Annotated in this window: 25 protein-coding genes; 18 read left to right on the forward strand and 7 right to left on the reverse strand. The window is 67.2% G+C overall.

Annotated features, from left to right (window positions below):
* Nucleotides 1-437: 437 nt before the first annotated feature.
* Together IED13_RS24040 and IED13_RS24045 are read left to right on the forward strand one after the other, a co-directional pair.
* Nucleotides 438-755 (forward strand): hypothetical protein, encoded by a 318-nt coding sequence (locus IED13_RS24040; protein ID WP_191125694.1) that lies wholly within the window; start codon nt 438-440, stop codon nt 753-755.
* Between the two features lie 393 nt (nt 756-1,148).
* On the forward strand, nt 1,149-2,489 hold the full coding sequence (locus IED13_RS24045) for an O-antigen ligase family protein (RefSeq protein WP_191125695.1): 1,341 nt from the start codon (nt 1,149-1,151) through the stop codon (nt 2,487-2,489).
* Between the two features lie 9 nt (nt 2,490-2,498).
* Here IED13_RS24045 and IED13_RS24050 read toward each other — a convergent pair whose 3' ends face one another.
* Nucleotides 2,499-3,665, reverse strand: a complete 1,167-nt coding sequence (locus tag IED13_RS24050; RefSeq protein ID WP_191125696.1) for an acyltransferase family protein — start codon at nt 3,663-3,665, stop codon at nt 2,499-2,501.
* A 241-nt stretch (nt 3,666-3,906) separates the two neighbouring features.
* Here IED13_RS24050 and IED13_RS24055 point away from each other — a divergent pair, with 241 nt between their 5' ends.
* The 12 genes from IED13_RS24055 (at nt 3,907) to rimO (ending at nt 15,098) form a co-directional block, all read left to right on the forward strand.
* On the forward strand, nt 3,907-4,263 hold the full coding sequence (locus IED13_RS24055; protein ID WP_038367490.1) for a DUF2849 domain-containing protein: 357 nt from the start codon (nt 3,907-3,909) through the stop codon (nt 4,261-4,263).
* Between the two features lie 3 nt (nt 4,264-4,266).
* Nucleotides 4,267-5,937, forward strand: coding sequence for a nitrite/sulfite reductase (locus IED13_RS24060; RefSeq protein ID WP_191125697.1), 1,671 nt, complete (start codon nt 4,267-4,269; stop codon nt 5,935-5,937).
* A complete protein-coding gene (locus IED13_RS24065; protein ID WP_260368335.1) occupies nt 5,924-6,457 on the forward strand; it encodes a DUF934 domain-containing protein in 534 nt (177 codons plus the stop codon). Before IED13_RS24060 ends, IED13_RS24065 begins: the two co-directional genes overlap by 14 nt.
* The gene (locus IED13_RS24070) at nt 6,454-6,705 is read left to right on the forward strand and encodes a hypothetical protein (protein WP_191125699.1); all 252 of its coding nucleotides are present in this window, start codon (nt 6,454-6,456) and stop codon (nt 6,703-6,705) included. The genes IED13_RS24065 and IED13_RS24070 overlap by 4 nt, the downstream gene beginning before the upstream one ends.
* Entirely contained in the window at nt 6,702-8,150 is a 1,449-nt protein-coding gene (cysG, locus tag IED13_RS24075; protein WP_191125700.1) for a siroheme synthase CysG, read from the forward strand. The genes IED13_RS24070 and cysG overlap by 4 nt, the downstream gene beginning before the upstream one ends.
* Before the next feature lie 202 nt (nt 8,151-8,352).
* A complete protein-coding gene (locus IED13_RS24080; protein ID WP_191125701.1) occupies nt 8,353-9,396 on the forward strand; it encodes a sulfate ABC transporter substrate-binding protein in 1,044 nt (347 codons plus the stop codon).
* Between the two features lie 4 nt (nt 9,397-9,400).
* Entirely contained in the window at nt 9,401-10,294 is an 894-nt protein-coding gene (gene cysT, locus IED13_RS24085; RefSeq protein WP_038367502.1) for a sulfate ABC transporter permease subunit CysT, read from the forward strand.
* Nucleotides 10,287-11,174: a sulfate ABC transporter permease subunit CysW gene (gene cysW / locus IED13_RS24090; protein WP_038367504.1), complete on the forward strand. Its 888-nt coding sequence runs from the start codon at nt 10,287-10,289 to the stop codon at nt 11,172-11,174. The genes cysT and cysW overlap by 8 nt, the downstream gene beginning before the upstream one ends.
* A 26-nt stretch (nt 11,175-11,200) precedes the next feature.
* Nucleotides 11,201-12,247: a sulfate/molybdate ABC transporter ATP-binding protein gene (locus tag IED13_RS24095; RefSeq protein WP_038367506.1), complete on the forward strand. Its 1,047-nt coding sequence runs from the start codon at nt 11,201-11,203 to the stop codon at nt 12,245-12,247.
* 127 nt (nt 12,248-12,374) lie between these two features.
* Nucleotides 12,375-12,812: an OsmC family protein gene (locus tag IED13_RS24100; RefSeq protein ID WP_191125702.1), complete on the forward strand. Its 438-nt coding sequence runs from the start codon at nt 12,375-12,377 to the stop codon at nt 12,810-12,812.
* Nucleotides 12,809-13,675 (forward strand): sulfurtransferase, encoded by an 867-nt coding sequence (locus IED13_RS24105; RefSeq protein ID WP_191125703.1) that lies wholly within the window; start codon nt 12,809-12,811, stop codon nt 13,673-13,675. The genes IED13_RS24100 and IED13_RS24105 overlap by 4 nt, the downstream gene beginning before the upstream one ends.
* A 103-nt stretch (nt 13,676-13,778) precedes the next feature.
* Entirely contained in the window at nt 13,779-15,098 is a 1,320-nt protein-coding gene (rimO, locus tag IED13_RS24110; RefSeq protein WP_112762158.1) for a 30S ribosomal protein S12 methylthiotransferase RimO, read from the forward strand.
* Between the two features lie 179 nt (nt 15,099-15,277).
* Here the strand turns inward: rimO and IED13_RS24115 are convergent, their stop codons facing one another.
* Together IED13_RS24115 and IED13_RS24120 are read right to left on the reverse strand one after the other, a co-directional pair.
* Entirely contained in the window at nt 15,278-15,604 is a 327-nt protein-coding gene (locus tag IED13_RS24115) for a hypothetical protein (RefSeq protein ID WP_191125704.1), read from the reverse strand.
* A gap of 219 nt (nt 15,605-15,823) precedes the next feature.
* Nucleotides 15,824-16,798 (reverse strand): quinone oxidoreductase family protein, encoded by a 975-nt coding sequence (locus IED13_RS24120; RefSeq protein ID WP_191125705.1) that lies wholly within the window; start codon nt 16,796-16,798, stop codon nt 15,824-15,826.
* A 135-nt stretch (nt 16,799-16,933) separates the two neighbouring features.
* On the opposite strand from IED13_RS24120, the gene IED13_RS24125 reads away from it, so the two are divergent.
* Nucleotides 16,934-18,109 carry a UbiH/UbiF family hydroxylase gene (locus IED13_RS24125; RefSeq protein ID WP_191125706.1) on the forward strand — a complete coding sequence of 392 codons (1,176 nt, stop codon included), beginning with the start codon at nt 16,934-16,936 and terminating at the stop codon, nt 18,107-18,109.
* A 138-nt stretch (nt 18,110-18,247) separates the two neighbouring features.
* Here the strand turns inward: IED13_RS24125 and IED13_RS24130 are convergent, their stop codons facing one another.
* From IED13_RS24130 to IED13_RS24140, 3 genes are all read right to left on the reverse strand, one after another.
* Entirely contained in the window at nt 18,248-19,369 is a 1,122-nt protein-coding gene (locus IED13_RS24130; protein ID WP_191125707.1) for a CaiB/BaiF CoA transferase family protein, read from the reverse strand.
* An 11-nt stretch (nt 19,370-19,380) separates the two neighbouring features.
* A complete protein-coding gene (locus tag IED13_RS24135) occupies nt 19,381-20,352 on the reverse strand; it encodes an AEC family transporter (RefSeq protein ID WP_051988442.1) in 972 nt (323 codons plus the stop codon).
* A 172-nt stretch (nt 20,353-20,524) separates the two neighbouring features.
* On the reverse strand, nt 20,525-21,640 hold the full coding sequence (locus IED13_RS24140) for an acyltransferase family protein (RefSeq protein ID WP_191125708.1): 1,116 nt from the start codon (nt 21,638-21,640) through the stop codon (nt 20,525-20,527).
* A gap of 263 nt (nt 21,641-21,903) precedes the next feature.
* On the opposite strand from IED13_RS24140, the gene IED13_RS24145 reads away from it, so the two are divergent.
* Together IED13_RS24145 and hspQ are read left to right on the forward strand one after the other, a co-directional pair.
* Nucleotides 21,904-22,953 (forward strand): HpcH/HpaI aldolase/citrate lyase family protein, encoded by a 1,050-nt coding sequence (locus tag IED13_RS24145; protein ID WP_191125709.1) that lies wholly within the window; start codon nt 21,904-21,906, stop codon nt 22,951-22,953.
* 113 nt (nt 22,954-23,066) lie between these two features.
* On the forward strand, nt 23,067-23,396 hold the full coding sequence (hspQ, locus tag IED13_RS24150; protein ID WP_038367525.1) for a heat shock protein HspQ: 330 nt from the start codon (nt 23,067-23,069) through the stop codon (nt 23,394-23,396).
* Nucleotides 23,397-23,501: 105 nt separating this feature from the next.
* Here hspQ and IED13_RS24155 read toward each other — a convergent pair whose 3' ends face one another.
* Complete coding sequence (locus IED13_RS24155) at nt 23,502-24,296, reverse strand: invasion associated locus B family protein (protein ID WP_038367528.1); 795 nt, start codon at nt 24,294-24,296, stop codon at nt 23,502-23,504.
* 289 nt (nt 24,297-24,585) lie between these two features.
* Here IED13_RS24155 and IED13_RS24160 point away from each other — a divergent pair, with 289 nt between their 5' ends.
* Complete coding sequence (locus tag IED13_RS24160) at nt 24,586-26,403, forward strand: extracellular solute-binding protein (RefSeq protein ID WP_248312750.1); 1,818 nt, start codon at nt 24,586-24,588, stop codon at nt 26,401-26,403.
* Nucleotides 26,404-26,405: the final 2 nt, after the last annotated feature.

Genomic DNA, 26,405 nt, shown 5'->3' on the forward strand with positions numbered 1-26,405 from the left:
GTCCGGAGGTATGCTGGAGGTTGGGTGAGGGTCGGCGCCTGCGGGCGGGGGTTACGCCCTGCTCCCGGGAGGCTTCGGGGCACCGCCCTGGGGACATTACGATCCCTGTGCGAGGAGCTCGCTGGGAACGGCCGGCGGTTGACGACGGGTGCGGCCACGACGCGACAACCCGATGAGGGGAACTGGCGTCGAAACCCGCCATCCTGAACCGTCCAAGCCCGATAAGCGCGGCCCGGAGTCCGAAATCGCCGAAGGCGGAGCGCCACGGGGCGTGCGACGGGTGGCTCAATCCCGCCGCGCCGCAGCCTGGCTCAACGGTTGCGGATTCCCTTGCGCCTCGCGGCGCTCCGCCAGCCCTGCCTAGCCACCCTTGCGACCCCGCCGCGCATCCGCGCGGGCGGACGATCCCGCCTGCCTCACCCGACCGGAGCCCCGCCATGCCGAAACGCCGGAACACCCCAGCCGCCATCCCGCCGATCACCGATTTCGAGAGCTGCCAGAGGGCGCGGCACGCCCTGTTTCGCCGGCTGACCGACCAGCTCGAAATCTTTCGCGTCTGCCCGAACAGAAACTGCAAGCGGATGCGCGCCTGCCAGGATGCGCGCGGCGCCTGCTTCCACGCCGTCTTGCAGGCCATGCCGGACGATACCCGCAGGTCGTTCGCCTATGCGATGCAGAACCGCGCCAATGGGCTCGACCCCGACGAGGCGATCGCGCAGGCCGAGGCCCGTATCGCGGCGGAGCGCAGGCGCTAAGGCGGGTAGACGCTCGCCGCATGTTCTTGGAAACGCGGGTCGTCCCGGACGGAGCCTTCGGATCCAATCCTCGATCGGCCCAAGGATTTGAAAACTCCGCGGAGATCCGCGATCCGGGCCTGAGCCTTGCTCTGATGGGTTCCGGCATGGATCCCGGGTCAAGCCCGGGATGACCGCGGGGTTCCCGGGCACGCCGTCGATCCGGGGCGCCGCAGCCTCGTCGTTGCGGGATCCTCCGGGCCCGCGCATGACGGCGGCGGCGGGAGGCTTGACCGCCGGGACCGGGCGGTCGGCGTCATGAGCGGGGAATGACGGGCTCTTAACGAGCCTCTGTCATAGGATGGCGCGTGGAGGCCCTTGCGGGCCGCAGGGCACACGGACCGCCGCGACGCCATGAGCCAGACAGGGAGCATCACGCAGGCCGCCGCAGGCCCGGCCGGGAGCGCATCCGGGCGCGCTCAGGAGGCCCTGCGCCTGCGCCGGCTGGCGACCTTCCTCTCCGGTCTCGCGCTGTTCATCCTGATCCTGACGCTGCAGCCCTTCGCGCCGCCGCCGGACCCGTCGCAGATCGGCGCGCCCAGCAGCGGCAATATCGTCAACCAGATCGGCTATCTCGTGCTGGGCGGGCTCTATCTCGCGGCCATGCTCCGGCTGAAGCCACGGCCGGTGCTGGCGCGGCTCGGGCTCGGGACCTGGCTCACGGTCTTCGCCATCGCGGCGCTCTCGACCGTCCAGGCGCTCGACCAGGCGGCGGCGCTGCGCGGCCTGCTCCTCGGCGCGATCGCGATGATCCTGGTCGCGGGCGTGCTGGTGCTGCCGGAGGACGAGCCGGGCTTCGCGCTCGCGGCGGCCAATGCCTGCCTCGCCGTGCTCGCCATCGTCTATGGCGTGCTGCTCGTCGCGCCCCATCTCGCCGTGCACAGCGCCGAGGGCGTCGAGGGCGTCCATGCCGGCGACTGGCGCGGGCATCTCTCGCACAAGAACTTCGCCGCGCCGGTCTTCTCGATGATGGCGATGATCGGGATCTATTGCTGGCGCAGCGGCTTGAGATGGCGCGGCGCGCTGATCGTGACGCTGTGCGTCGTCTTCGTGCTCAACAGCGGCTCGAAGACGACGCTCGGCTTCCTGCCGATGGCGATCGGGCTCGTTGTCCTCGGGCGGTTCAGCGGGCGTCCGGGGTTGGCCGTCGCCCTGCACATCCTGCTCGTCGCCGTGATCGCCTGCCTCACCGTCGGCACGGTGATGTCGCCGCAGCTCTACAGGCTCGGCGCGGCGCTGATCTCGGACCCGACCTATACCGGCCGTGACGAGATCTGGAAATTCGCCCTCGCCCGCATCGCCGAGAAGCCCTGGCTCGGCTACGGCTATGCCAGCTTCTGGCAGACCCCGGTGGTCACCGGGCTGGAGGAGAATTTCGAGGCGAGCTGGGACGTGCGCGGCATCGGCTCGGGCCATAACAGCTATCTCGACGCGATGCTGATGTTCGGCGTCCCCGGCGCCGTCGTCATGATCTGGCTGCTGCTGATCCGCCCGCTGGGAAGCTATCTCGCCGCCGCCCGAACGCCGGACAGGGCCAGGCTGGCCGATCTCTTCGTCATGATCGTCATCTTCATGACCTATATCGGGATGCTCGAAGCCTTCCTGCTCAACCGCTCGGACCCGCTCTGGACCCTGTTCGCCACGGCGGTGATGGGGCTCGAATTGCTGCGGCGGATGCGGGTGAGGACGGGCTGAGGCCGCCCGTCACCCGGCCGGCAGCACGACCGGGCGGGGCTGGCGGCGCCAGGACTTCTGGCCGAGCACATAGGGCTTCACCGCCAGGAAGGGCTTTTCGATCCAGAGCCAGGAGAACAGCGCGAACAGCACCACGAGCGGCGCGGAAACCGCGAACAGCACGAGCCCGCTGCCATGAACGACGTCGAGCTGACTGACCAGCGCCTGCTGGATCGGGAAGCCATAAAGATAGATGCCATAGGAGACATCGAGCTTGCGGATGCGCTGCGGCAGCTTGAGCGGCAAGAGCCCGATATAGACGACGCAATAGGTCAGGAAGGGCGGCACCAGAAAGGAGAGCTCGCGCGGCGCCGACATCAGGGCGATCGAGGCTGCGAGCGCCGCGGCGAACAGGCTCCAATGGATCTTCAGCCGGTCGCGCCATTGGAAATAGAGGCAGCCGACCAGGAAATAGAACACCACGACGGTCCAGTGGTAATTGCCCTCGGTGACGCCGAATCCGCGCAGATAGGCCCAGGCTGTCGCTGCGATGATGATGCCGATCGTGAGCGCCGCGAAGAGGACGCGTCGGCGCAGCAGGCCGGCGGCGATCATCAAGGCCATCACGATGTAGCAGTAGAATTCGGGCTTCAGCGTCCAGAGGTTCTGGTTGACCGTGTTCGCCACGGGATTGCTCTCGAAGACGCCGGGCAGCTCGAAGCGGATGCGGCCGACGACATTGCCGAAATACTCCCAGAACCGGATGTCGCTGACGTAGTCGCGCAGCGCCCATGTCGTCAGCAGCGGCCCGAGCACCAGCGCCGAGAGGGCGATCTCGACGAAGAGCGCCGGGACGATGCGGATGGCGCGCAGGGTGATGAAGGGGCGCACCGCGCCAGTACGCGACGCACTGCCGGTGACGAGGAAGCCGCTCAGGGCGAAGAACGCCGGGACGAGACTGAGCAGGAAGAGGCCATGCCAGCCGGTCCAGTCTTCGCCGGTATCGGCGCCGGCGACCCAGCCGGAATGGACGGCGAGAATGGTCAGCGACAGGGTGAGACGCAAGGCATTGAAACCGGGTCCCTCGCCGCCATTGCGATCGAGAATGTCGGCCGCGCTCGGCCATGACACGAAAAAGCCGCCGGAAGCGCCTGCGCGCATCGGCTCAGTGTTCGATTTCAGAACGTTGCGTGTCATCTTCGGCCATTCCACATCCGGGTCTCGCCGCTCCTGCAAGCGAGGCGCCGAGACGGCCGCAGGATAAAATTACTCCAAATGGATGGTAATAGAGAAAATCACGCTATCTGACGTGAATTGAAGCGTGTCGAAGGCTGCTTTATTTTACGCGTTCGGAAAAACGAACGTATCGGACGCAAGCCTTGGCGAGACTGACCCTCGATCATCGACCGGCTGAAGCCAGCGGCGCGGAGTTCGCCTGATGGCTGCGGCAGCCAAGCGCGTTCCGCTGCCGGCGATCCTGCTGGCCAACGATCTGCTCGACGGCGATGTCGTTTTCGCGACGGCTGGCGCAGCTGGCACCCTCGTCTGGACGCGCGATCCGGCGCAGGCACTGGTCGCGAATGACGATGCCGCGGCCGATGGGCTCGAAGCCTTCGCCGCGGCCGGGCTGCGCGGCAACACCGTCGTCGACGCCTATCTCGTCGATGTCGCGATCGAGGGCGGCCATCCGGTTCCACGCCATTTCCGCGAGCGCTTCAAGACGCTCGGTCCCAGCAATCGTCCCGATCTCGGCAAGCAGGCCGGCGAGGGTATCGCGTCCGCGCCCAAAGGTTGATCGATGTACCGTTACGATGAATTCGACGAGCGCTTCGTCCGCGAGCGGGTCGCGCAATTCGCCGATCAGGTCTCGCGCCGGCTCGACGGTTCGCTGACCGAGGACGAGTTCAAGCCGCTGCGGCTCAAGAACGGCGTCTATCTCCAGCTCCACGCCTATATGCTGCGGATCGCCGTCCCCTATGGCACGCTGAATTCCAGGCAGCTTCGTCAGCTCGCGCTGATCGGCGAGAAGTACGATCGCGGCTACGGCCATTTCACCACGCGCCAGAACCTGCAGTTCAACTGGCCGAAGCTGCGCGATATCCCGGAGATCCTCGGCCTGCTCGCCGATGTCGAGATGCACTGCATCCAGACCTCCGGCAACTGCATCCGCAACGTCACGGCCGATCATTTCGCCGGCGTCGCGCAGGACGAGATCGAGGACCCGCGCCCGACCGCCGAATTGATCCGGCAATGGTCCTCGGCCCATCCCGAATTCAGCTACCTGCCGCGCAAGTTCAAGATCGCGGTGACCGGCGCCGAAGCCGACCGGGCCGTGATCAAGGCGCATGATATCGGCCTGCGCCTGCGCCGGCACCCGGACACGCATGAGGTCTGCTACGAGGTCAGCGTCGGCGGCGGGCTTGGCCGCACGCCGATGATCGGCAAGGTGGTGCGCGACTACCTGCCCAAGAAGGACCTGCTCGCCTATCTCGAGGCGATCATGCGGGTCTATAATCTCGAGGGCCGGCGCGACAACAAGTACAAGGCCCGCGTCAAGATCCTCGTCCACGAGATCGGCGCCGAGGAATTCACCCGCCGGGTCGAGGCCGAGTTCGCGCAGCTCGACGGCCCCTCGATCAATGCCGATCTGGAAGAGGTCGCGCGCATCGCCGCCTATTTCGCGCCGCCGGCCTATGAGACGCTCCCGGCCGTCAGCAACACGCTGGAGGCGGCCAAGGCCAGCAACCCGGCCTTCGCCCGCTGGGTCGAGGTCAACACGGCGCCGCACAAGGTGCCGGGCTATACCGCGCTGACGATCTCGCTGAAGCCGATCGGCCAGGCGCCGGGCGATGCGACGTCCGAGCAGATGCGCGTGGTCGCCGATCTGGCGCAGCGTTATTCATTCGACGAGTTGCGCGTCACCCATGCGCAGAACCTCGTCCTGCCGCATGTGCGCCAGCGCGATCTCTTCGCGATCTGGCAGAAGCTCGGCGAAGCCGGGCTGGCGGAGGCCAATATCGGCCTCGTCACCGACATCATCGCTTGCCCCGGCCTCGATTACTGCGCCTTAGCGACGGCCCGCTCGATCCCGATCGCGCAGGCGATCCAGCAGCGCTTCGCCAATGAGGCGCGCCAGCGCGAGATCGGACCGCTCGGCATCAAGATCTCCGGCTGCATCAATGCCTGCGGCCACCACCATGTCGGCCATATCGGCATTCTCGGGCTGGAGAAGCGCGGCATCGAATCCTACCAGATCACGCTGGGCGGCGACGCCACGGAGAACGCCGCGATCGGCGAGATCCTCGGCCCTGGCCTCGCGGCTGAGGATGTGCCGGATGCGATCGAGCGCATCATCGCGGTCTATCTCGCCGAGCGGGCGGAGGGCGAGAGCTTCATCGACAATGTCCGCCGGATCGGGCTTGCCCCCTTCAAGGCCGCCTTCCAGGAGACGACCCGTGCCGCTGCTTGACCGAAACGGCGCCCGCGCGGATGGCTGGACCCGCAGCGAAGGGGCGGCGATCGACAATATTCCGGCGGCGATCGTGCCATGGGAGTTCCTCGCCGAGGCGCTCGACCGGCAGGTGCCCGGGCAGAGCATTGGCGTCCTGATCCCGAACAACCTCCCGACGGCGGAGCTCGCCCCGTTCCTGCCGCGCCTCGCGCTCGTCGCCATCGCCTTTCCCGCCTATTCCGACGGGCGCGGCTTCAGCCAGGCCCGCCAGATCCGGCGCGCGGGCTTCGGCGGGGAGTTGCGCGCCAGCGGGCCGCTGATCGCGGACCAGTTCGCCTATGCCCTCTCCTGCGGCTTCGACACGGTCGAGCTGCCGGAGGCCAGCGCGGCGCGGCAGCCTGTCGAACAATGGCTGCGCGCCCGGGATTCGTTCAGCCGGACCTATCAGCGCGGCTATGGCACGCCGGAGCGCAACATCCTGGATCAGCGGCGCGCGGCGCGTATCGACGCGGCGGCCAGATCAGCGGCAACGCCATGAGCATCACCACACCGGCCAGCGGGCAAACCGGCGCGAGCCGGCGCATCGCGCCGGTCACGATCGAGGAGGACAGCATGGCTGGTGAGGTCGAAATGCTCCTGCGGCCCGACCAAACGACCCGCAGCCGTTGGCTCGATCTATGCTTTCGTCTTATCATCCTCGCGCTGGCGGCGTTGTGGCTGCTGGTGCCGCCCGCTGGCGGGGCGCCTATGGCGACGGATGGGAAGGCGATAGCGACCACGCGATGAGCGAAAGACGCCCCGAGACGACCGCACGGCGCATCGAGCCGCTGGCGACGCTGCCGCTGTTCCACAAGCTGGCCGGCCGCAAGGCCGTGCTGGCCGGGAGCAGCGAAGGCGCGCTGTGGAAGGCCGAACTGCTCGCGGCCGCGGGAGCGGAGCTGCATATCTTCGCCGGCCGCGATTCGGCATCTTTCGCGGCACTCGCCGAGGATCCCGCCGCGCGCATCCATATCCACGCCCGGCGCTGGTCGCCGGAAGATTTCGATGGGGCCGCGCTTGCCGTCGCCGATCTCGACGATACCGAAGAGATTCGTGCCTTCGTCGCGGCCGCGCGCGCTGCCGGCGCCCCGGTCAACATCGTCGACAAGCCGGAATTCTGCGATTTCGCCTTCGGTGCGCTGGTCAACCGCTCGCCGCTCGTCGTCGCCGTCTCGACCGACGGGGCCGCGCCCGTCTTCGGGCAAGCGATCCGGGCCAAGATCGAGGCGCTGCTGCCGGCCGGGCTGAAGGGCTGGGCGCAGGCCGCGACCGATTGGCGCCCGAGCGTTCAGGCGCGCGAACTGCCCTTCGCCCTGCGCCGTGCCTTCTGGGAGCTCTTCGCCGGCAAGGCGATGGCCGAGCCCGAGCGCGAACCGACGCAACAGGACGCGGCCGAGCTTTTCGCGAAGCTCGCACAGCTCGAATCGTCCTTCGACGGCAAGGGCCGGGTCACGCTGGTCGGCGCCGGGCCGGGCGATCCGGAACTGCTGACGCTCAAGGCGATCCGCGCGCTGCAGAGCGCCGACATCATCCTCTATGACGATCTCGTCTCGCCGGGCGTGCTGGAATTCGCCCGGCGCGAGGCCAAGCGCATGCTGGTCGGCAAGACCGGTTACGGGCCCTCGGTGAAACAGGGCGACATCAACGCACTGATCGTCTCGCTAGCCTCGCAGGGCAAGCATGTCGTGCGGCTCAAGGGCGGCGACCCCGGAATCTTCGGCCGAGCCGGCGAGGAGATCGAGGCCTGCCAGGCCGCCGGCATCCCGGTCGCGATCGTGCCCGGCATCTCGGCGGCACAGGGCGCAGCCGCCTCGCTCGGCCTCTCGCTGACCCATCGCGACCATGCAAGGCGGCTGCAATTCGTCACCGGCCATTCGCGCAAAGGCGAATTGCCCGATGATCTCGACTGGCGCGCCATGGCCGACCCGGCTGCTTCGACCGTGATCTACATGGCGCGCGCCACCCTGCCCGGCTTCCGGGAAAAGGCGCTCGCCGCCGGGCTCGATCCACAGACCCCGGCCATAGCCGTGCTTGCGGCGACACGGCCCGACGAGCTACGGATCGCGGCGACGATCGAAACCCTGCCGGAACGTCTCGCGGAACTTTCCGCGATCGGGCCGGTTCTGGTCCTGCTGGGACGTGCCTTTGGCTCGGCCCTGGCCGAGGCCGAGGCGGATCGCCGCCGCGCCTGAGAGCGGGCGAGGAGAAGCATCCTCGCTTTGGCCCGTAACGATGCGGGGAGATGCGTGTTCTCCCCGGCGTCGAAACTTTGGAACGGGACCGCTGCCCGGCCACATTGTGGCAAGATCGAGATTTCAGTACGTTTCGTTTGTTATTCAGAACGGGCGGAGATTCCTCAATCGGGCTCCGCCCGGATCGCAACGGAGCCCTGACATGACACGACCCGCGTTTCGCCGCCTGCTTCGGGCCGGACTGGTTCTGGGAGCCTTCACGATCTGCTTCGGCGTGGTCGCGGGAGCCCGCGCCCAGTCCATCGAGCTGCTCAACGTCTCCTACGATCCGACCCGCGAGCTCTATCGCGACATCAACGCCGCCTTTCTGGCGGATTGGAACGCCAAGCATCCCGACAGGAAGATCACGACCATCCGCCAGTCGCATGGCGGCTCGGGCGCGCAGGCGCGCACCGTGATCGACGGGCTCAACGCCGATGTGGTGACGCTGGCGCTGGCCGGCGACATCGACGCCGTCGCCGAGCGCTCGAAGAAGCTGCCGCTCGACTGGCAGAAGCGCCTGCCGGACAATTCCTCGCCCTACACCTCGACGATCGTCTTCCTCGTCCGCAAGGGCAATCCCAAGGCGATCAAGGACTGGGGCGACCTCGTGAAGCCCGGCATCCAGGTCATCACGCCGAATCCGAAGACCTCGGGCGGCGCGCGCTGGAACTATCTCGCCGCCTGGGCCTATGCGGAGAAGGCGTTCAACAAGGACGACGCCAAGGTCCGCGACTATATCGCCAAGCTGCTCGGCAATGTCCCGGTGCTCGACACCGGCGCGCGCGGCGCGACCACGACCTTCACCCAGCGCGGCATCGGCGACGTGCTGCTCGCCTGGGAGAACGAGGCCTTCCTCGCCCAGGACGAGTTCGGCAAGGACAAGTTCGACATCGTCGTGCCGAGCCTGTCGATCCTGGCCGAGCCGCCGGTCGCCCTGGTCGACGGCAATGTCGACGCCAAGAAGACCCGCGAGGCCGCGCAGGCCTATCTCGAATTCCTCTATACGCCGAAGGCTCAGGCGATCATCACCAAGAACCACTACCGCCCACGCAACACCGAGGCGGCCGACCCCAAGGACCTCGCCTTGTTCCCGAAGCTCGAACTCGTCACCATCGACAAGGATTTCGGCGGTTGGGCCAAGGCGCAGCCGACGCATTTCGGCGATGGCGGCACGTTCGACCAACTCTACAAGCCGGCACGGTAAGCCTATGACAACGACGGCGTCCTTCCGCTGGCGAGAGCCCAGTATCCTGCCCGGCTTCGGCCTGGCGATGGGCATCACCGTGACGGCGCTGTCGCTGATCGTGCTGATCCCGCTGGCGGGCCTGTTCGTGAAGGCCGCCAGCGCCGGCCCGGCCGATATCTGGGCGGTGGCGACCTCGCCCCGGACGTTGGCCGCGCTCAGGCTCTCCTTTCTCGGCGCGCTGTTTGCGGCGCTGGTGAACACCGTGTTCGGGCTGATCCTCGCCTGGGTTCTGGTGCGCTACGACTTTCCCGGCCGGCGCCTGATCGACGCGGCGGTCGACCTGCCCTTCGCCCTGCCGACCGCGGTCGCCGGCATCTCGCTCGCCGCCATCTATGCGCCGAACGGCTGGGTCGGCTCGTGGCTGGCGCCGCTGGCCTTTCGTTTCACCATCCCCTTCACCGATGTCTCGATCGGCTTCGACGGCAAGGTCGCCTACACGCCGCTCGGCGTCATGGTGGCGCTGATCTTCATCGGCCTGCCCTTCGTGGTCCGCACCGTCCAGCCCGTGCTGGAAGAGTTGCAGAGCGACGTCGAGGAGGCGGCAGCGCTGCTCGGCGCAAACCGTTTGCGCACCGTCTTCCGCGTCATCCTGCCGCCGGTGCTGCCGGCGCTGCTGACCGGCTTCGTGCTGGCCTTCGCGCGGGCCGTCGGCGAATACGGCTCGGTGATCTTCATCGCCGGCAACATCCCGATGGTCTCCGAGATCGCGCCGCTGCTGATCGTGATCCGGCTCGAGCAGTTCGACTATGCGGGCGCCGCCGTGATGGCGACGATGATGCTGCTGATCTCGTTTGCGCTCATCCTGGCGGTCAACCTCGTGCAGGCGCGGGCGCGCCGGAGGTTCGGCGATGTCTGACGCCACCTTGCCTGCCGCGACCGCGCCGGCCCGGCGCGATGGAAGCCGCGCCCGCGGCGAGAGCCGGTTCGTCCAGTTCGTGCTGATCGCGGTTTCGCTCGCCTTCCTGCTGCTCTTCCTGCTGCTGCCGCTGGTCACGGTCTTCGTCGAAGCTGCCGCCAGGGGCTGGGAAGCCTATCGCGCCGCGATCACCGAACCCGACGCGCAAGCGGCGATCCGGCTCACGCTCATCGTCGCGGCCATCGCCGTGCCGTTCAACACCGTCGTCGGGATCGCCGCAGCCTGGGCCATCGCCAAGTTCGAGTTCCGCGGCAAGAACCTGCTGATCAGCCTGCTCGACCTGCCCTTCTCGGTCTCGCCGGTGATCTCCGGCCTGGTCTTCGTGCTGCTCTTCGGCGCGCAGGGCTATTTCGGTCCGTGGCTGCAGGCGCATGGCGTCTCGATCATCTTCGCGCTGCCGGGGCTCATCCTCGCCACGGTCTTCGTCACCTTCCCCTTCGTGGCGCGCGAACTGATTCCGCATATGCAGTCGCTCGGCTCGGCCGACGAGGAAGCGGCGCTGACGCTGGGAGCCTCGCCCTGGCGGGTGTTCTTCACCATCACCCTGCCGAACGTGAAGTGGAGCCTGTTCTACGGCATACTGCTCTGCAATGCCCGGGCGATGGGCGAATTCGGCGCCGTCGCGGTCGTTTCCGGCAAGATCCGGGGCGAGACCAACACCATGCCGCTGCATGTCGAGATCCTCTACAACGAGTACATGGGACCGGCCGCCTTCGCCGTCGCCTCGCTGCTGGCGGGGCTGGCTCTCGTCACCCTCGTGCTCAAGACCCTGCTGGAATGGCATTATGGCGATGCGATCGCCGCCAGCCGCCGGCACTGACCCAAGCCTGGACGAAGGACGCCCCCATGTCGGTCGCCGTCACCATCGAAGCCATCGAGAAGCGTTTCGAGAATTTCCCGGCGCTGCGCGGCGTCTCGCTCGACATCCAGCCGGGCGAGCTCGTCGCGCTGCTCGGCCCTTCCGGCTCGGGCAAGACCACGCTGCTGCGCCTGATCGCGGGGCTGGAGGAGGCCGACCGGGGCCGGGTCCTGTTCGGCGATATCGATACGCGGGCGCTGTCGCTGCGCGACCGGCGCATCGGCTTCGTCTTCCAGCAATATGCGCTGTTCAAGACAATGAACGTCGCCGACAACATCGCCTTCGGCTTGCGGTCCCGCCCGCGCGAGGAGCGCCCCATCGCGAGCGAAATCAGCAAGCGCGTCAAAGGCCTGCTCGAACTGGTTCAACTGCCGGGTCTGGAAAAGCGCTATCCGAGCCAGCTCTCCGGCGGCCAGCGCCAGCGCGTCGCGCTCGCCCGCGCGCTCGCCATCGAACCGCGCGTACTGCTGCTCGACGAGCCTTTCGGTGCGCTCGACGCCAAGGTCCGCAAGGATCTGCGCGCCTGGCTGCGCGAATTGCACGGGCGCGTCGGCCACACCACCGTGTTCGTCACCCATGACCAGGAAGAGGCGCTGGAGCTTGCCGACCGCGTCGCCATCCTCAACGCCGGCAAGATCGAGCAGGTCGGCTCGGCCGACGACGTCTACGACCATCCGGCGACGCCCTTCGTCTGCGAATTCCTCGGCGAGGTGAACAAGCTGCCGGTCAAGGTTGTCGGCAGCCAGGCCTTCTTCGGCGACCGGCCGGTGCTGGGCGGATTGTCGCAGAACCAGGGCGGCCCGGCCTCCCTCTATGTCCGGCCGCAGCATCTGCGCATCGTCGACGAGACGCCGCTCGCCCTGCCCGGCACGGTCGAGCATCTGCGCCGCAACGGGCCGCTGCGCCGGGCCGAGGTCGCTGTCGAGGGGTTGAAAAAGCGGCTCGACGTCGATCTCGCCAGCCAGGTCGCTCCGGCGATCGGCGAGCGGGTGCGGCTGCGCATCACGCATGGCAACCTGTTCGCCGCCGCCTGATCCCTCTCTCCGGGCATCGGGCGGTGCCGAAAACCGGTTTCCACTTTTGGGCCCGATGCCCTAGCCTCCGCCCCCGAATCCCGCCGCGACAAGGGCGGCCGGTCCTCGATCCGGACAGGAGATCGCGATGAAAGCACGCGCGAAATGGGTGGAAGGCATGGCCTTCATGGGCGAGGCCGGCAGCGGCCATGCGGTGATGATGGACGGCGCGCCTGACTATGGCGGTCGCAATATCGGCATCCGGCCGATGGAGATGCTGCTGATCGGGCTCGCCGGCTGCACCGGCTTCGATGTCGTCAGCATCCTCAAGAAGGGACGCGAGGCGGTGACCGGTTGCGAAGTCGAAGTCGAGGCCGAACGCGCGGCCAGCGACCCCAAGGTCTTCACCAGGATCCATCTGCGCTACCGCATCACCGGCAAGGGCCTCGCTTATGCCAAGGCCGAGCGGGCCGTCACATTGTCGAAGGAAAAATACTGTTCGGCTTCGATCATGCTCGGGGCGACCGCCGCGATGAGCTACGAGCTCGATGTGATCGACGAACTGCAGAAGGATGAAGCTGCATGAGCCAGCCCGGATTCGCAGGATTGATCACGCCCGACGCCCTCGCCGCGCGTCTCGGCGACAAGAACCTCGTCATCCTCGACGTGCGCACCGCGGCGGATGGCGGCAAGGAAGCCTTCGAGGCCGGGCATATCCCCGGTGCCGTTCATTCCGACTATGCCGCCGATGGCTGGCGCGCCAAGGTCGGAAACGCGCCCGGCATGCTGCCTGCCGCCGATCACCTTGCCGCGCTGGTCGGCCGCCTCGGCATCAAGCCGCATGACGACGTCGTCATCGTCTCGGCCGGCACGGCCGCGACCGACTTCGCCGCGGCGGCACGAGTCTATTGGACGCTGAAATTCATCGGCCACGGCCAGCAGGCGATCCTGGACGGCGGCTTCAGGGGCTGGACGAGTGACGCCAAGCGGCCGGTCGAGAGCGGCCCGTCGCAGCCGAAGAGCACCGAGCCCTATCCGGTCGTCGCCCAGCAGCAATTGCGCAGCACGACGGACGCAACCCTCATCGCATCGCGCAGCAAGCAGGCGAGCCTCGTCGATGCGCGTGGGCCGAGCTATTTCGAGGGACGCGAGAAGGCGGCCGAGGCGACGCGCGGCGGCCATATCCCCGGCGCGATCGCGCGCGACTATGCGGGCGCCTTCGAGGCCGGCACCGGCAAGCTCAAGCCGCGCTCTGAGCTGGAGAAGATCTTTGCCGTGGTGCCGCAGGGGCCGGCGATCTCCTATTGCAACACCGGCCATTCGGCGGCGGCGAACTGGTTCGTGCTCTCCGAACTGCTCGGTCGCGACGAGATCGCGCTCTATGACGGCTCGATGACCGACTGGACGCAGGATCCCGAGCGGCCGGTCGCGACGGGCGCGGCGGCCTGAGCCGCTTTCGATTGCAAATCAGGCTGAAAAGGTTCAAAGGAAGCGCCGATCGCGTGTCACGCGCGCGGCGCTTCCTGACATTCTGGACATAAGCCATCAGCCGATGAACGCCGTCGCGCCGAAAATCTCCTTCGTTTCCTTGGGCTGCCCGAAAGCCCTCGTCGATTCCGAGCGGATCATCACCTCGCTGCGTTCCGAGGGCTATGAGCTCTCGAAGAGCCATGCCGGGGCCGACCTCGTCATCGTCAATACCTGCGGCTTTCTCGACAGCGCCAAGGCGGAATCGCTCGAGGCGATCGGCTCGGCCATGGCCGAAAACGGCAAGGTCATCGTCACCGGCTGCATGGGCGCCGAGCCCGAGCAGATCCGCGACGCCTTCCCGAACGTGCTCGCGATCACTGGCCCGCAGGCCTATGAGAGCGTGGTCTCGGCGGTGCACCAGGCGGTGCCGCCGAAGCACGACCCGTTCGTCGATCTGGTGCCCGACCAGGGCGTGAAGCTGACGCCGCGGCACTACGCCTATCTCAAGATTTCAGAGGGTTGCAACAATCGCTGCACCTTCTGCATCATCCCGAAGCTGCGCGGCGACCTGGTCTCGCGGCCGATCGGCGACGTGCTGCGCGAGGCCGAGAAGCTGGCCAAGGCCGGAGTTAAGGAATTGCTGGTGATCTCGCAGGACACCAGCGCCTACGGCCTCGACATCAAATACGCGCCGTCGATGTTCAAGGATCGCGAGATCCGCACCCGCTTCTTCGAGCTCGCCCGCGAGCTCGGCCAGATGGGGATGTGGGTGCGGCTGCACTATGTCTACCCCTATCCGCATGTCGACGAGGTCATCCCGCTGATGCAGGAAGGGCTGGTGCTGCCCTATCTCGACATTCCCTTCCAGCACGCCTCCCCCAATGTCCTCAAGGCGATGAAGCGCCCGGCCCATCAGGACCGCACGCTCGACCGCATCCGGAAATGGCGCGAGATCTGCCCGGACCTCGCCATCCGCTCGACCTTCATCGTCGGCTTCCCCGGCGAGACCGAAGAGGATGTGCAGTTCCTGCTCGACTGGCTGAAGGAAGCGAAGCTGGAGCGCGTCGGCTGCTTCAAATACGAGCCGGTCAAGGGCGCGCCCGCCAACGACCTCGGCCTCGCCCTCGTCCCCGAGGAGGAGAAGGAGGCGCGCTGGCACCGCTTCATGAAGGCGCAGGCCGAGATTTCCACCCGCATCGTCAAGGCCAGGGTCGGCAAGCGCATCCAAGTCATCATCGACGAGGCCGGGCCGACCGTCGCCAAGGGCCGCTCGAAATGGGACGCCCCCGAGATCGACGGCAATGTCTATGTCGCAAGCCGGCGCCCCTTGCGCCCGGGCGACATCGTCACCGTGAAGATCGAGCGCGCCGACGCCTACGACCTGCACGGCGTCGCGGTCTGAGCCGCGCCTTTAGAGCTTGCTGATCTTAGGCGGAAACACAGGGGCATCCCGGGCCTGACCCGGGATTCATGCCAGAGCGTTTCCGACGAAGGTTCGGGCATAGATCCCGGCTCTCCGCTTTGCTCCGGCCGGGATGACCCGCGTTTCCTCGGAATGCGCTCCAGCGCGTCCGACTTCCCTCAGTTGAAGGTGCAGAGCCGGCGGATGGTGCGGCCGTTGCGGTCGCGCGCCGTGCCGAGGCTGCTGCAGGCATCGGCGACGGGAGCCGCCTCGGCCTGCTCGCTTCGCTTCGGCGGCTCGGTGCAGACGCCGGCAGCGCAACCCGTTTCGGCGTAACGCAGGCGTGCTGCACCGGGAACGCGGAGGCGGCCCTGCTCGGCGCCGTTCAGGATGGCGGCCGGAACAGTGGCCTGCCGGCCTTGGCCCCGGAGCTGCTGCGCCAGCGCAACGCCGGAAAGGCTCAAAATACCCAGAAGAAAAACAGTTGCCTGAAACCTGGTCGACATGACCGTCGTCCCGAAAAGATCGTCAGCATTGCGCTGGCATCCATTCGTCGCGGCGTCGCGCCGGCGGGTTCACGACGCCAACAAAAATGCGCCCGGCAAGACCGGGCGCAGGATGTGACCGTCGTCTGACGTCATGCTCGGGCTTGACCCGAGCATCTCGGAAACCAGCTTCCTCTGGTCATGAGATTCTCGGGTCAAGCCCGAGCATGACGAGCAGGATCAGGGGAGGAGCACCGTCGAGCCGGTCGTGCCGCGCGATTCGAGCGCGCGATGGGCATCCGCCGCGTCCTTCAATGGGAAGGTGGCGTTGACCGGTACCGTGACCTTGCCGGAGAGCACCGCGTCGAACAGGTTCTTCGCCATCGCCACCATGGTTTCGCGCTTCGCGGTGTGGGTGTTCAGCGTCGGGCGGGTGACATAGAGCGAGCCCTTGGCCGAGAGGATGCCGAGATTGAAGGCGTCGACCGGGCCGGAGGCGTTGCCGAAGGAGACCATCAGGCCGAAAGGCTTCAGCGTGTCGAGCGACTTCATGAAGGTGTCCTTGCCGACGCCGTCATAGACCACGTCGCAGAGCTTGCCGCCGGTGATCTCCTTCACCCGCGCCGCGAAATCCTCCTCGCGATAGTTGATGACGTGGTCGGCCTTGTGCGCCTTCGCCAGCTCCGCCTTTGCCTGCGAGCCGACAGTGCCGATCACGGTCGCGCCCAGAGCCTTGCCCCATTGGCAGAGGATCAGGCCGGTCGCCCCGGCCGCCGCATGGACCAGGATGGTGTCGCCCGGCTTCACCTTGTAGGTCCGGTGCAGCAGGTACTCGGCGGTCAGCCCCTTCAGAAGCATGCTGGCGGCGGCCTCGTAGGAGATGCCCTCCGGCAGCGCGACGACCGAGGCCGCCGGCACGATGCGCTCCTCGGCATAGGCGCCGTGCGCCGCGACGACCGCGACGCGATCCCCGACCTTGAACTCGGTGACGTTCGGTCCGACCGCCAGCACGTCGCCGGCGCTCTCATTGCCCAGGGTGAAAGGCAGTTGCGGCGCAGGATAGAGCCCCGAGCGGAAATAGGTGTCGATGAAATTGAGGCCGATGGCGCGGTTGCGGATGAGAATCTCGCCCGGCCCGGGCTGCGGCAGCGTGACGTCCTCGAACGCCAGAACGTCCGGGCCGCCGGTTTTATGCACGCGAATGGCTTTGACCATGGAAGACATCTCCCTCGAATGAATGCACCGACCATAGTTCATCGCGCGGGAAAGCAGCATCCTCGGCAAATGCAGACGCACCTTGCGACTTTGCGGCCCGTGGCCAAAACGCCGTGCATCGGATAGCGAGGGATCATGAGCATGCATGCCGGGGCCTCGGTCGATATCGCCATCGTGGGAGCGGGCCCGGTCGGGCTCGCCGCGGCGCTCGCATTGGCGAGCGAGGGCCGCAGCGTCGCGCTGCTCGGCCCGCTGGCGACGCCCCGCGATGGGCGCACCGTCGCATTGCTCGACAGTTCGTGGCGGCTGCTCGCCGAACTCGGCCTGCAGGATGCGCTGCTGGAGAAGGCGGCGCCGCTTGCCGTGATGCGGCTGGTCGACGACAGCGGCAGCCTGTTCCGGCAGCCGCCGGTGGAGTTCCGCGCTTCGGAGATCGGGCTCGAGGCCTTCGGCTGGAATATCGAGAACGCCGATCTGACCGAGGTGCTGACCGAGACCGCCGGGCAACGCGCCGGCCTGCGGCTGCTGCCGGGCCTTGTCCGCTCGATCGAGCCCGCCGCCGATTCCGTGCGGCTTTGCGGAGACGGCTTTGCGCCGCTCAGCGCGCGTCTGGTCGTCGGTGCGGATGGGCGCAACTCGCAGGTCCGCGCCGTCGCGGGGATTGCAAGCCGCGACTGGCGCTATCCGCAGGTGGCGCTGACCGGCATTTTCACGCATGCCCGCGACCATCGCGAGATCTCGACCGAATTCCATACGCGCCAGGGGCCGTGCACGCTCGTTCCCCTGCCCGGCCGGCGCTCCTCGCTGGTCTGGCTGCTCGAGCCCGAGGCGGCGGAGGCCGTCGCGGCGCTCGACGATGCCGCTTTCGCCCGGCGGGTCGAGACACAGGTGCAGTCGCTGCTCGGCGCGATGAGCGTCGCGGGGCCGCGCGGACGCATCCCGATGGGTGGGCTCTCGGTGGATCGCTTCGCAGCCGGCCGCATGGCGCTGATCGGCGAAGCCGCGCATGTCTTCCCGCCGATCGGGGCGCAGGGGCTCAATCTCGGCCTGCGCGACGTCGCGGCACTGCGCGATGCGGTCGCGGAGCGTGACGATCCGGGCGCGGAAGGGGCAATGACCGCCTATGACGCGGCGCGGCGCACCGATGTCCGGTTGCGGACGGGCGCCGTCGACGCGCTCAATCGAACCCTCCTGAGCGATCTGCTGCCGGCCGATCTGATGCGTGGCGCGGGCCTGCTGGCGCTGTCGCGGATCGGGCCGTTGCGCCGATTCGTCATGCGGCAAGGGCTGGCGGGCGGCGCGGCGCGGTAAGATCCAGGCGTCATGCCCGGATCTCCGCTTCGCTCCGTCCGGGATGACGCAGCGCTTCCGTGAAAACGCAACAGACTCCAGCCTGAACTTCTCGGGTCTGCGCCTCGCTGCGCCCGAGAATGACGGTCCAGAGTTCCGTCACTGTTCTCCCAGCACGATCCTGGTATCGGCGCCGCTTGCCGCGACGCGCCGCATCTCAGCGGCCTTGTCCCGAAACACCGGCGCCAGCGGCAAAGGCGTCGAGACGAGCCGGCGCCCGCCCGGCTCCTGTGCCTGGGCGTCGAGCAGGCCGCGCGCCGTGACATGCGGGTCGGCGACCGCCTCCTCCAGCGTGCGGACCACGGTGCAGCAGCAGTCGAGCGGCTCCAGATGGGTGCGCCAATGCGCGGCGCTCTCGCCGGCGATGATCGCGGCGATGGCGGCGCGCGTCGCTTGCGGGTTGCGGCGGTCGTCGCGCAGGGTCTCGTCGAGGCCGATGCCCTCGCAGAAGCCCTGCCAGAATTTCGGCTCCAGCGCCCCGACGGCAAGAAACCAGCCATCGGCGGTCGCGTAAAGGCCGTAGCGCGGGCTTTGTCCGGTCAGCAGCGCCTCGCCGCCATCCGGGAAGGAGCCGGTCGCCTGGCCCTGCGCCAGCCCGTACCAGGCGAAGGTCGGCATGGCGTCGGCCATGGCGATGTCGAGGTGGCAGCCCTGCCCGCTGCGCTCGCGCTGGCGCAGCGCCAACAGGATGTTGAGCACGGCCGGCATGGTGCCGCCGGCGATGTCGGCGACCAGCGGCGGCGGCAGCGGCGGGGCGGCGCCACGCTGCAGCGACTGGCCGAGCAGGCCGCCGACCGCCTGGTAGTTGATGTCGTGACCCGCCTCCTGCGCGCGCGGCCCGTCCTGGCCGTAGCCGCTGATCGAACAGTAGATCAGGCGCGGATTGAGCGCGGCCAGCGCTTCGTAGCCGAAGCCGAGGCGCTCCATCACGCCCGGCCGGAACTGCTCGATCAGGATGTCGGCCTGCGCGACCAGCGGCTTCAGCCGCTCCAGCGCATCGGGCGCCTTCAAATCGAGCTCGACGCTCTGCTTGCCGCGATTGAGCACGGCGAAGGGAGCGGAGGTCTCGCCGAAGCGCGGCGGAAAGCCGCGCATGTCCTCGCCGCCCGGCCGCTCGATCTTGATCACCCGCGCCCCGGCTTCCGAGAGAAACAGGCTCGCCAGCGGGCCGGGCAGCAGGGTCGAGAAATCGAGAACCAGCAGATCGTCCAGCGGCAGCATGGGCGGCTTTCTCAGTGGAAGAGATCGGCCGCTATCCTGCCCGTCTTCACTAGCCACAGGAAGCCCGGCAGCGTGATCATCGAGACGATGGTGCCGACGAGGATGCAGGCCGAGGCGCGCTCGACGCCGACCCTGTACTGCGTCGAGATGACGAAGATGTTCAGCGCCGGCGGCAGCGCCGCCATGATGAGCGCGACATAGATCCAGTTCGCCGGAATGCCGCCGACGGCCGAGAGCAGCAGCCAGACCAGCAGCGGATGCAGCAGGAGCTTGATGACGACGAGACCCGGCACCTCGCCCGGCATCGACTTCATCGGCCTCAGCGCCACCGTGACGCCAAGCAGGAAGAGCGCGCAGGGCGCCGCCGCCTGCGAGAGCCAGAGCGTCATCCGGTCGATCGCAGTGGGGAGCTCGAACTTGAGATAGCTCGCCAGCACGCCGGCCAGTGTCGCGACATTGAAGGGATGGGTCAGCACCCGCCAGACCACCTCGCGCAGCGTGGCAGCGAGGCTGCGTTTCTCGACGCCCGCGAAAGCCATCAGGAGCGGCACGAGCGAAAACAGCAGGACGCTGTCGAAGACGAAGATCAGCACGACCGGGGCGCTGGCCTCCGGCCCGAGCGCAGCCAGGATCAGGGGCGGCCCCATATAGCCGATGTTGGAATAGGCGCCGGCGACGCCCTGCATCACGGCCTGGGGCATGTTGCCATGCGCATGCTTGAGCCCGAGCGCGAAGGAGAGACAGAAGGCGCAGAAGGTCGCCGTGGTGGTGCAGGCGATGAACTTCCAATTGGCGAGTTCGCTCAGCGGCTTGTCGGCGATCAGCCGATAGAACAAGGGCGGCAGCGCGACATAGATCAGGAAGAACTGCAGCCAGGCGAGCCCCTCCTCCGGCAATTGCTTCCAGCGGCCGATGACGAAGCCGAGCAGGATCAGCCCGAAGAAGGGCGCGACCAGATTGAAGATGCTGAGAAGGTCGGCCATCGCGAAACGTTCGGATCCTTGTGGGTGCCGACCGAACGGCCGGGTGATCCGTCGATGGCTGGATCAGGTGGCCAAAAAGCTTCCGGGCCGGCGCGTGCACACGCCCCGAAGTGGATGGCAGCGCCTCGAAACAATCCGAAGGATCGGCCCTGAGCCTAAAACCCGGGCGCGATCAGTTGGCAATCCCCGCCCGCGGCCGCGCCCCATTCGCTGGAAGCAAGGCGCCGGCCGCGGCCAGCCCGGTCAGGGTGGACTTCGTCCAGCTCTGAGCCGGGCGTTCCACAAAACGCCAGATCAGGCAGGACAAAACCAGCAGCACCAGCGTCACCGCCGCAACAAGGGCCGCCGGCGAAAGTGCATCGCCCAGCCGATTGAACGCGACATAGCCGATGTGCTGATGCAGCAGGTAGAACGGATAGGTCAGCCCGCCAATGGCCAGCGTCACCCCCGACGGCAGCGGCAGGCGTGGAAACCTGATCGCAGCCGCCACGATCGCGACGATCGCCACGCAGGAAGCGGCGACGGCGAAGTCGTCATAGGCAGCGTGGTAGTTCGCCCTGTACCACTGCGTCAGTTCGAGAGCTTGATAGATGGCCACGGCCGTGGTGAGCGTGAGAAGGGCGAGGTTGCGCCGCGCATGTCCGTCCCGGAAGGCGGCATAGAGCAGGAGCCCAGCGCAGAAGAACGCGCTCTGATCGGTCAGGAGGAGATAGCGCAGGATTTTGCTGGACAGGAAGGCGCGATCGAGAACGGAAACCAGAAGCCAGACGAGAACGATGAGCGGATAGCGATCGCGCCGAAAAGCTCCCAGCGCCATCAGCAGGAGAACCCAGCCGTAGAAGATCACTTCGTAGAAGATCGACCAGTAGGAGCCATCCATGGCCTGATAACCGAGCAGCTCGGGCTTGATGACCAGATTCGCTGCCCATTGCGCAGCGCTGGCCTGCAGGAACGGCGCGCCCAAGGCGAGCACCACCAGAAAGGTAAGCGTCATGCAGAGCAGGAAAGTGGGATAGATCCGGGCGAAGCGGGCAATGGCGAACTGAAGCGGCGTCCGCCCCTCGGCGGAATAGGCGATCACGAAGCCACTGATCACGAAGAAAAGGGGCACGCCAAGATAGCCGTATTTCAGCACGCTCTCGCCGGCTGGCAGCGACATCTGCGTAAAGCCGATCGCCAGACCGCAGAACCCGAAATGGAACAATGCGACCGACAACGCCGCGAGAAGGCGCAGGCCGTCGAGCGTTTCGAGGCGAAGACCGGGCTGGAGGTGGTTCGGCTGACTCATGGCTCACGTCACGTTTCGGCACAGGTTCCGGGCGATGCGGCTCACGCAGCAAGCCGCGCGCCAAACCGTTGGGAGCCTTCATGGTTTCGCCAGACCGCCGCAGATCAAGGATATTGATCCTAGGTATATTTACCTAATTCGCCAATTGAGTTTATTTTCCTAAGGCTTGATCCCTTCGGGACCCCTTCCGGCTCGACAAAGGCATGATGGACGGCCTCGCCAAGGCATGCTCACATTCGCTGCATCGCAGCATGGAGCCCCCGATGACGAGCAAGACGCCACGCCAGTTCTTCCGGCCGCTCGCCATCGGCGCCCCCGAGCCCTACCGGGAACTCCCGCTCAAGCTCGAAAGAATGATCCATTTCGTGCCGCCCCACCTGGAGAAGGTGCGCGCCAAGGTCGGCGAGCTCGCCGGGCAGGTCGATATCGTGCTCGGCAATCTCGAGGATGCGATCCCGGTCGAGGCCAAGCAGGCGGCGCGCGACGGCTTCATCGCCATGGGCAAGGCGGCCGATTTCGGCAAGACCGGGCTGTGGACCCGCGTCAATGCGCTGAACTCGCCCTGGTTCCTCGACGACATCACCGCGATCATGGCCGAGATCGGCGGCAAGTTGGACGTCGTGATGGTGCCGAAGGTCGAAGGTCCCTGGGACATCCATTATGTCGACCAGTTGCTCGCGCAGTTCGAGGCACGCCATGCGCTGCCCAAGCCGATCCTGATCCACGCCATCCTGGAGACGGCCGAGGGCGTGAAGAATGTCGAGGCGATCGCCACCGCCTCGCCGCGCATGCATGGCATGAGCCTCGGCCCCGCCGACCTCGCCGCCTCGCGCGCGATGAAGACCACCCGCGTCGGCGGCGGGCACCCCGAATACAAGGTGATCGCCGACCCCTCCCCCGATGGCGGGCCGCGCGCCGTCGCCCAGCAGGATCTCTGGCACTACACGCTGGCCAAGATGGTCGATGCCTGCGCGGCGGCGGGCATCAAGCCCTTCTACGGTCCCTTCGGCGATTTCGCCGATGCGGCCGCCTGCGAGGCGCAGTTCCGCAACGCTTTCCTGCTCGGCTGCGCCGGCGCCTGGACGCTGCACCCCTCTCAGATCGAGATCGCCAAGCGGGTGTTCAGCCCGGACCCGACCGAGGTGATCTTCGCCAAGCGCATCCTCGAAGCGATGCCGGACGGCTCGGGAGCGGTCATGATCGACGGAAAAATGCAGGACGACGCGACCTGGAAGCAGGCGAAAGTGATCGTCGATCTGGCGCGGCAGGTTGCCGCAAGGGATCCGGCATTAGCAGAACGTTACGGATTGTGATGGGACTGCATCCTTGGCTCGATTGATTTTGACGCATTTACGACGCATTGCTCTCGCAAGGGCGGCGACGACCCCGGCCGGCAAAGGATCGGCGGGGATAGCGTAGGTTTGTCATGGAAGCGCGTTCGGCCAAATTCTGCATCGGGCAAGTGGTCAAACACCGCATCTATCCGTTTCGCGGGGTCATCTTCGACGTCGACCCGGTCTTCTCCAACACCGATGAGTGGTGGGAGGCGATTCCGGAGAACATGCGCCCGTCGAAGGACCAGCCCTTCTACCATCTCTTCGCGGAGAACGAGGAGACGGAATACGTCGCCTATGTCTCCGAGCAGAATCTCGTCGTCGATGATTCCGGCGAGCCGGTCCGCCATCCGCGGGCGCGCGAGTTCTTCCGCCGCGACCGCAAGGGGCGCTACCGGATCGACCGCACCGGATTGAACTGAGGGCGACGCCCCAGCGCCCAAGCCCCTGCGCGCTGACGCTTTTGCTCAAAAGAAAAAGGCCGACCCTTTCGGGCCGGCCTTTTCGATTCTCGACCTGTTGCCCGATCAGGGCTTCGGCGGCGTCGCCGGGGCAGTGCCGGGAGCGGGCGCGGCACCAGGAGCAGCGCCCGGGGCGGCATTGGCACCGCCGGCGCCGAGCCGCTGGCGCAGCTCTTCCTGGCGCTTCGCCACCTCGTCCTGAAGCTTCTTCTGCTGCTCCTCGAGCACCTTCGGGTCGATCGGCGCGCCGTCGAAGCCCTTGGCGAAATCGGCGAGCGGGATCTGGAAGGTCACCTCGCGGGCGCCCTGGTTCTGGACGCTGACGTTGAGGTTGGTGCCCTTCTTCATCGAATTGATGAAGTCATCCTTGATCTGCGCCTCGGCGAAGCAGCCGTTCGGGAAGCAGATCGCATAGCGGCCGCCGACCGGCTGGGCGCTGTCGACACCGAAGCGGATGCCCGGCTGGAGCAGGAGGCCGAGCGGCATCAGGAAGCGCACGATCTTGTTCGGATCGCCCTTCACGTCATAGATCGCGACGGCCAGCACCGGCTGGTCCTGATCCGAGACGAAGTCGCGGGTCGTGTAGCAGATTTCCTTGTTGGCGGCCTGGTCCTTGCCGCAGACCTTGGTCCAGCTGGTCTGCTCCGGATTGGACTTGACCTGCACGACGGTGGGGCCGGCAGGCGCGGCAGCGCCGGGCTGCTGGGCGGGAGCGGCCGGCTGCTGGGCCGGGGCCGCCGGACGCGCGGGCGCCGGCCGCTGGGCCGGGGCCTGAGCGAAGGCCGCGATGGGCGAAAAGCCCACGGCCGCGCTGAGCACGAGCGCCAGGGCAGACGATGACAAGCGAAACGGAGCGGGCATTCCTTGCTTTTCCTCACAGGCGAATTCGGGATCACGACTTCGCAAGCCGCGTGCGTCACCGCCGGCGGCCCAATCGCATGGTTGCGCCGGCCACCGCAAGCCGTGCACATCAAGGGCGATTGAGGCGTTTGAATGACACCCGCCCTCGCCTTTAGCGAGTTCGTCCGCCCAATTCCAGCCCGAATAACTGCCTGACGAGCCCATCCCCATGCTATTCTTCGGCAGGGAATCAGGTCGTGCGATGGATTTGCCTCGATTAATCGTGACGCCGTCGCGTCGCGAATTCAGTTTGCTGCTTGCCTTGGGCTCCTTCGCCACCGCGTCGGGCAGGCCCGCTCACGCCGATTCGGTTCCCGCAGGCCAAGCCATCGCCAGCCATGCGATCGCGATGCATGGCACGCCGGCCCTGCAGCCAGGATTCGGCCACCTGCCCTATGCCGACCCGAAGGCGCCGAAGGGCGGGCGCATCGTTTTGGGCATCCAGGGCACCTTCGACAGCCTCAACCCGCTGATCGTGCTCGGCGTCGCGCCCGACGCGGTCCCGAAATACGTCCAGCAGAGCCTGCTCTACCGCTCGGCCGACGAGCCCTTCACCGCCTATGGCCTTCTCGCCTCGCAGGTCGAGCTCGATCCCGACAGGACGATGCTTGCCTTCGAGATCGATCCGCGCGCGACCTTTTCCGACGGCAAGCCGGTCACGGCCGAGGACGTGCTCTTCACCTTCGAGATGCTGAAGACGAAGGGCAAGCCGTATCACCGCGCCAGCCTGTCCGGCGTCACCGGGGCGTCGGCGCCCTCGCCCCGGCGCGTCGTCTTCGCGCTCGGCGACGGCGCCAACCGCGAATTGCCGCTGATGATCGGCGCCATGCCGATCTTCGCGAAGCACGCCACCGACGCCGAGACCTTCGGCGACACCAGCTTCAAGCCGGCGCTCGGCTCGGGTCCCTATATCGTTAGCGAGGTCAGGCCTGGCGAATCGCTGACGCTGAAGCGGCGCAAGGATTTCTGGGGCGAAGAGCTGCCCGTGATGCGCGGCCTCTTCAACGCGGACGAGATCCGCTATGATTTCTATCGCGATTCCAACGCGCTGTTCGAGGCGTTCAAGGCGGGTCTCTACGATCTCCGGCTCGAAGGCGACCCGACCCGCTGGATGACCGGCTACGACATCCCGGCCGTCCATGACGGGCGCATCCGCCGCGAGACCCTGCATTTCGATACGCCCAAGGGCATGACCGGCCTGGTCTTCAACACGCGCCGGCCGATCTTCGCCGATATCCGGGTGCGCGAGGCGCTCGGGCTCCTGTTCGACTTCGAATGGGTCAACCGCAACCTGTTCCACGGCGCCTATCGCCGGGCGGGCAGCTTCTTCTCCGATTCGGACCTGTCGGCGCTGGGCGTGCCGGCCGATGCGCGCGAGACCGCGCTGCTCGCGGCCTTCCCCGGCGCCGTGCGCGAGGACATCCTCGCCGGAACCTGGCGGCCCTCCGAGACGGACGGTTCCGGCCGTGACCGAGAGCAGGCGCGCCGGGCGCTCGACCTGCTCAAGGATGCCGGCTTCACGCTGCAGGACGGAGCCCTGCGCAACGGCAAGGGCGAGCCCTTCAGCTTCGAGATCATGGTGACGAGCCGGTCGCAGGAGCGGCTGGCGCTGAACTTCGCGCAGTCGCTCGGCCGGCTCGGCATCGCCGCGCAGGTGCGGCTGATCGACGACGTGCAGTATTGGCGGCGGCTATCCGCCTTCGATTTCGACATGATCCAGTGGACCTGGCCCGCTTCGGCCTCGCCCGGCAACGAGCAGATCGGGCGCTGGGGCTCCGCCAATGCCGCGCGCCGGGGCTCGCTCAACTATGCCGGCGTCAAGTCGCCCGCCATCGACGCCGCGCTGCAAGGCCTGCTGAAGGCACGCGAGCGGGAGGATTTCGTCGCGGCGGCGCGCGTGCTCGACCGGCTGCTGATCTCGGGCTTCTACGTGGTGCCGCTCTATTACCTCCCGGACACATGGCTCGCCCTTGCACGCGACGTCGTGCTGAGCGGCCGGCAGCCGGCCTATTTCCTGTCCACCGAAACGCTGGCGCGGCTTCCGGCCGCTCCGCCCGCGGCGAACTGAAG

Origin of the sequence: Allobosea spartocytisi (genome assembly GCF_014764685.1) — a bacterium.
GTDB classification, from domain to species: domain Bacteria; phylum Pseudomonadota; class Alphaproteobacteria; order Rhizobiales; family Beijerinckiaceae; genus Allobosea; species Allobosea spartocytisi.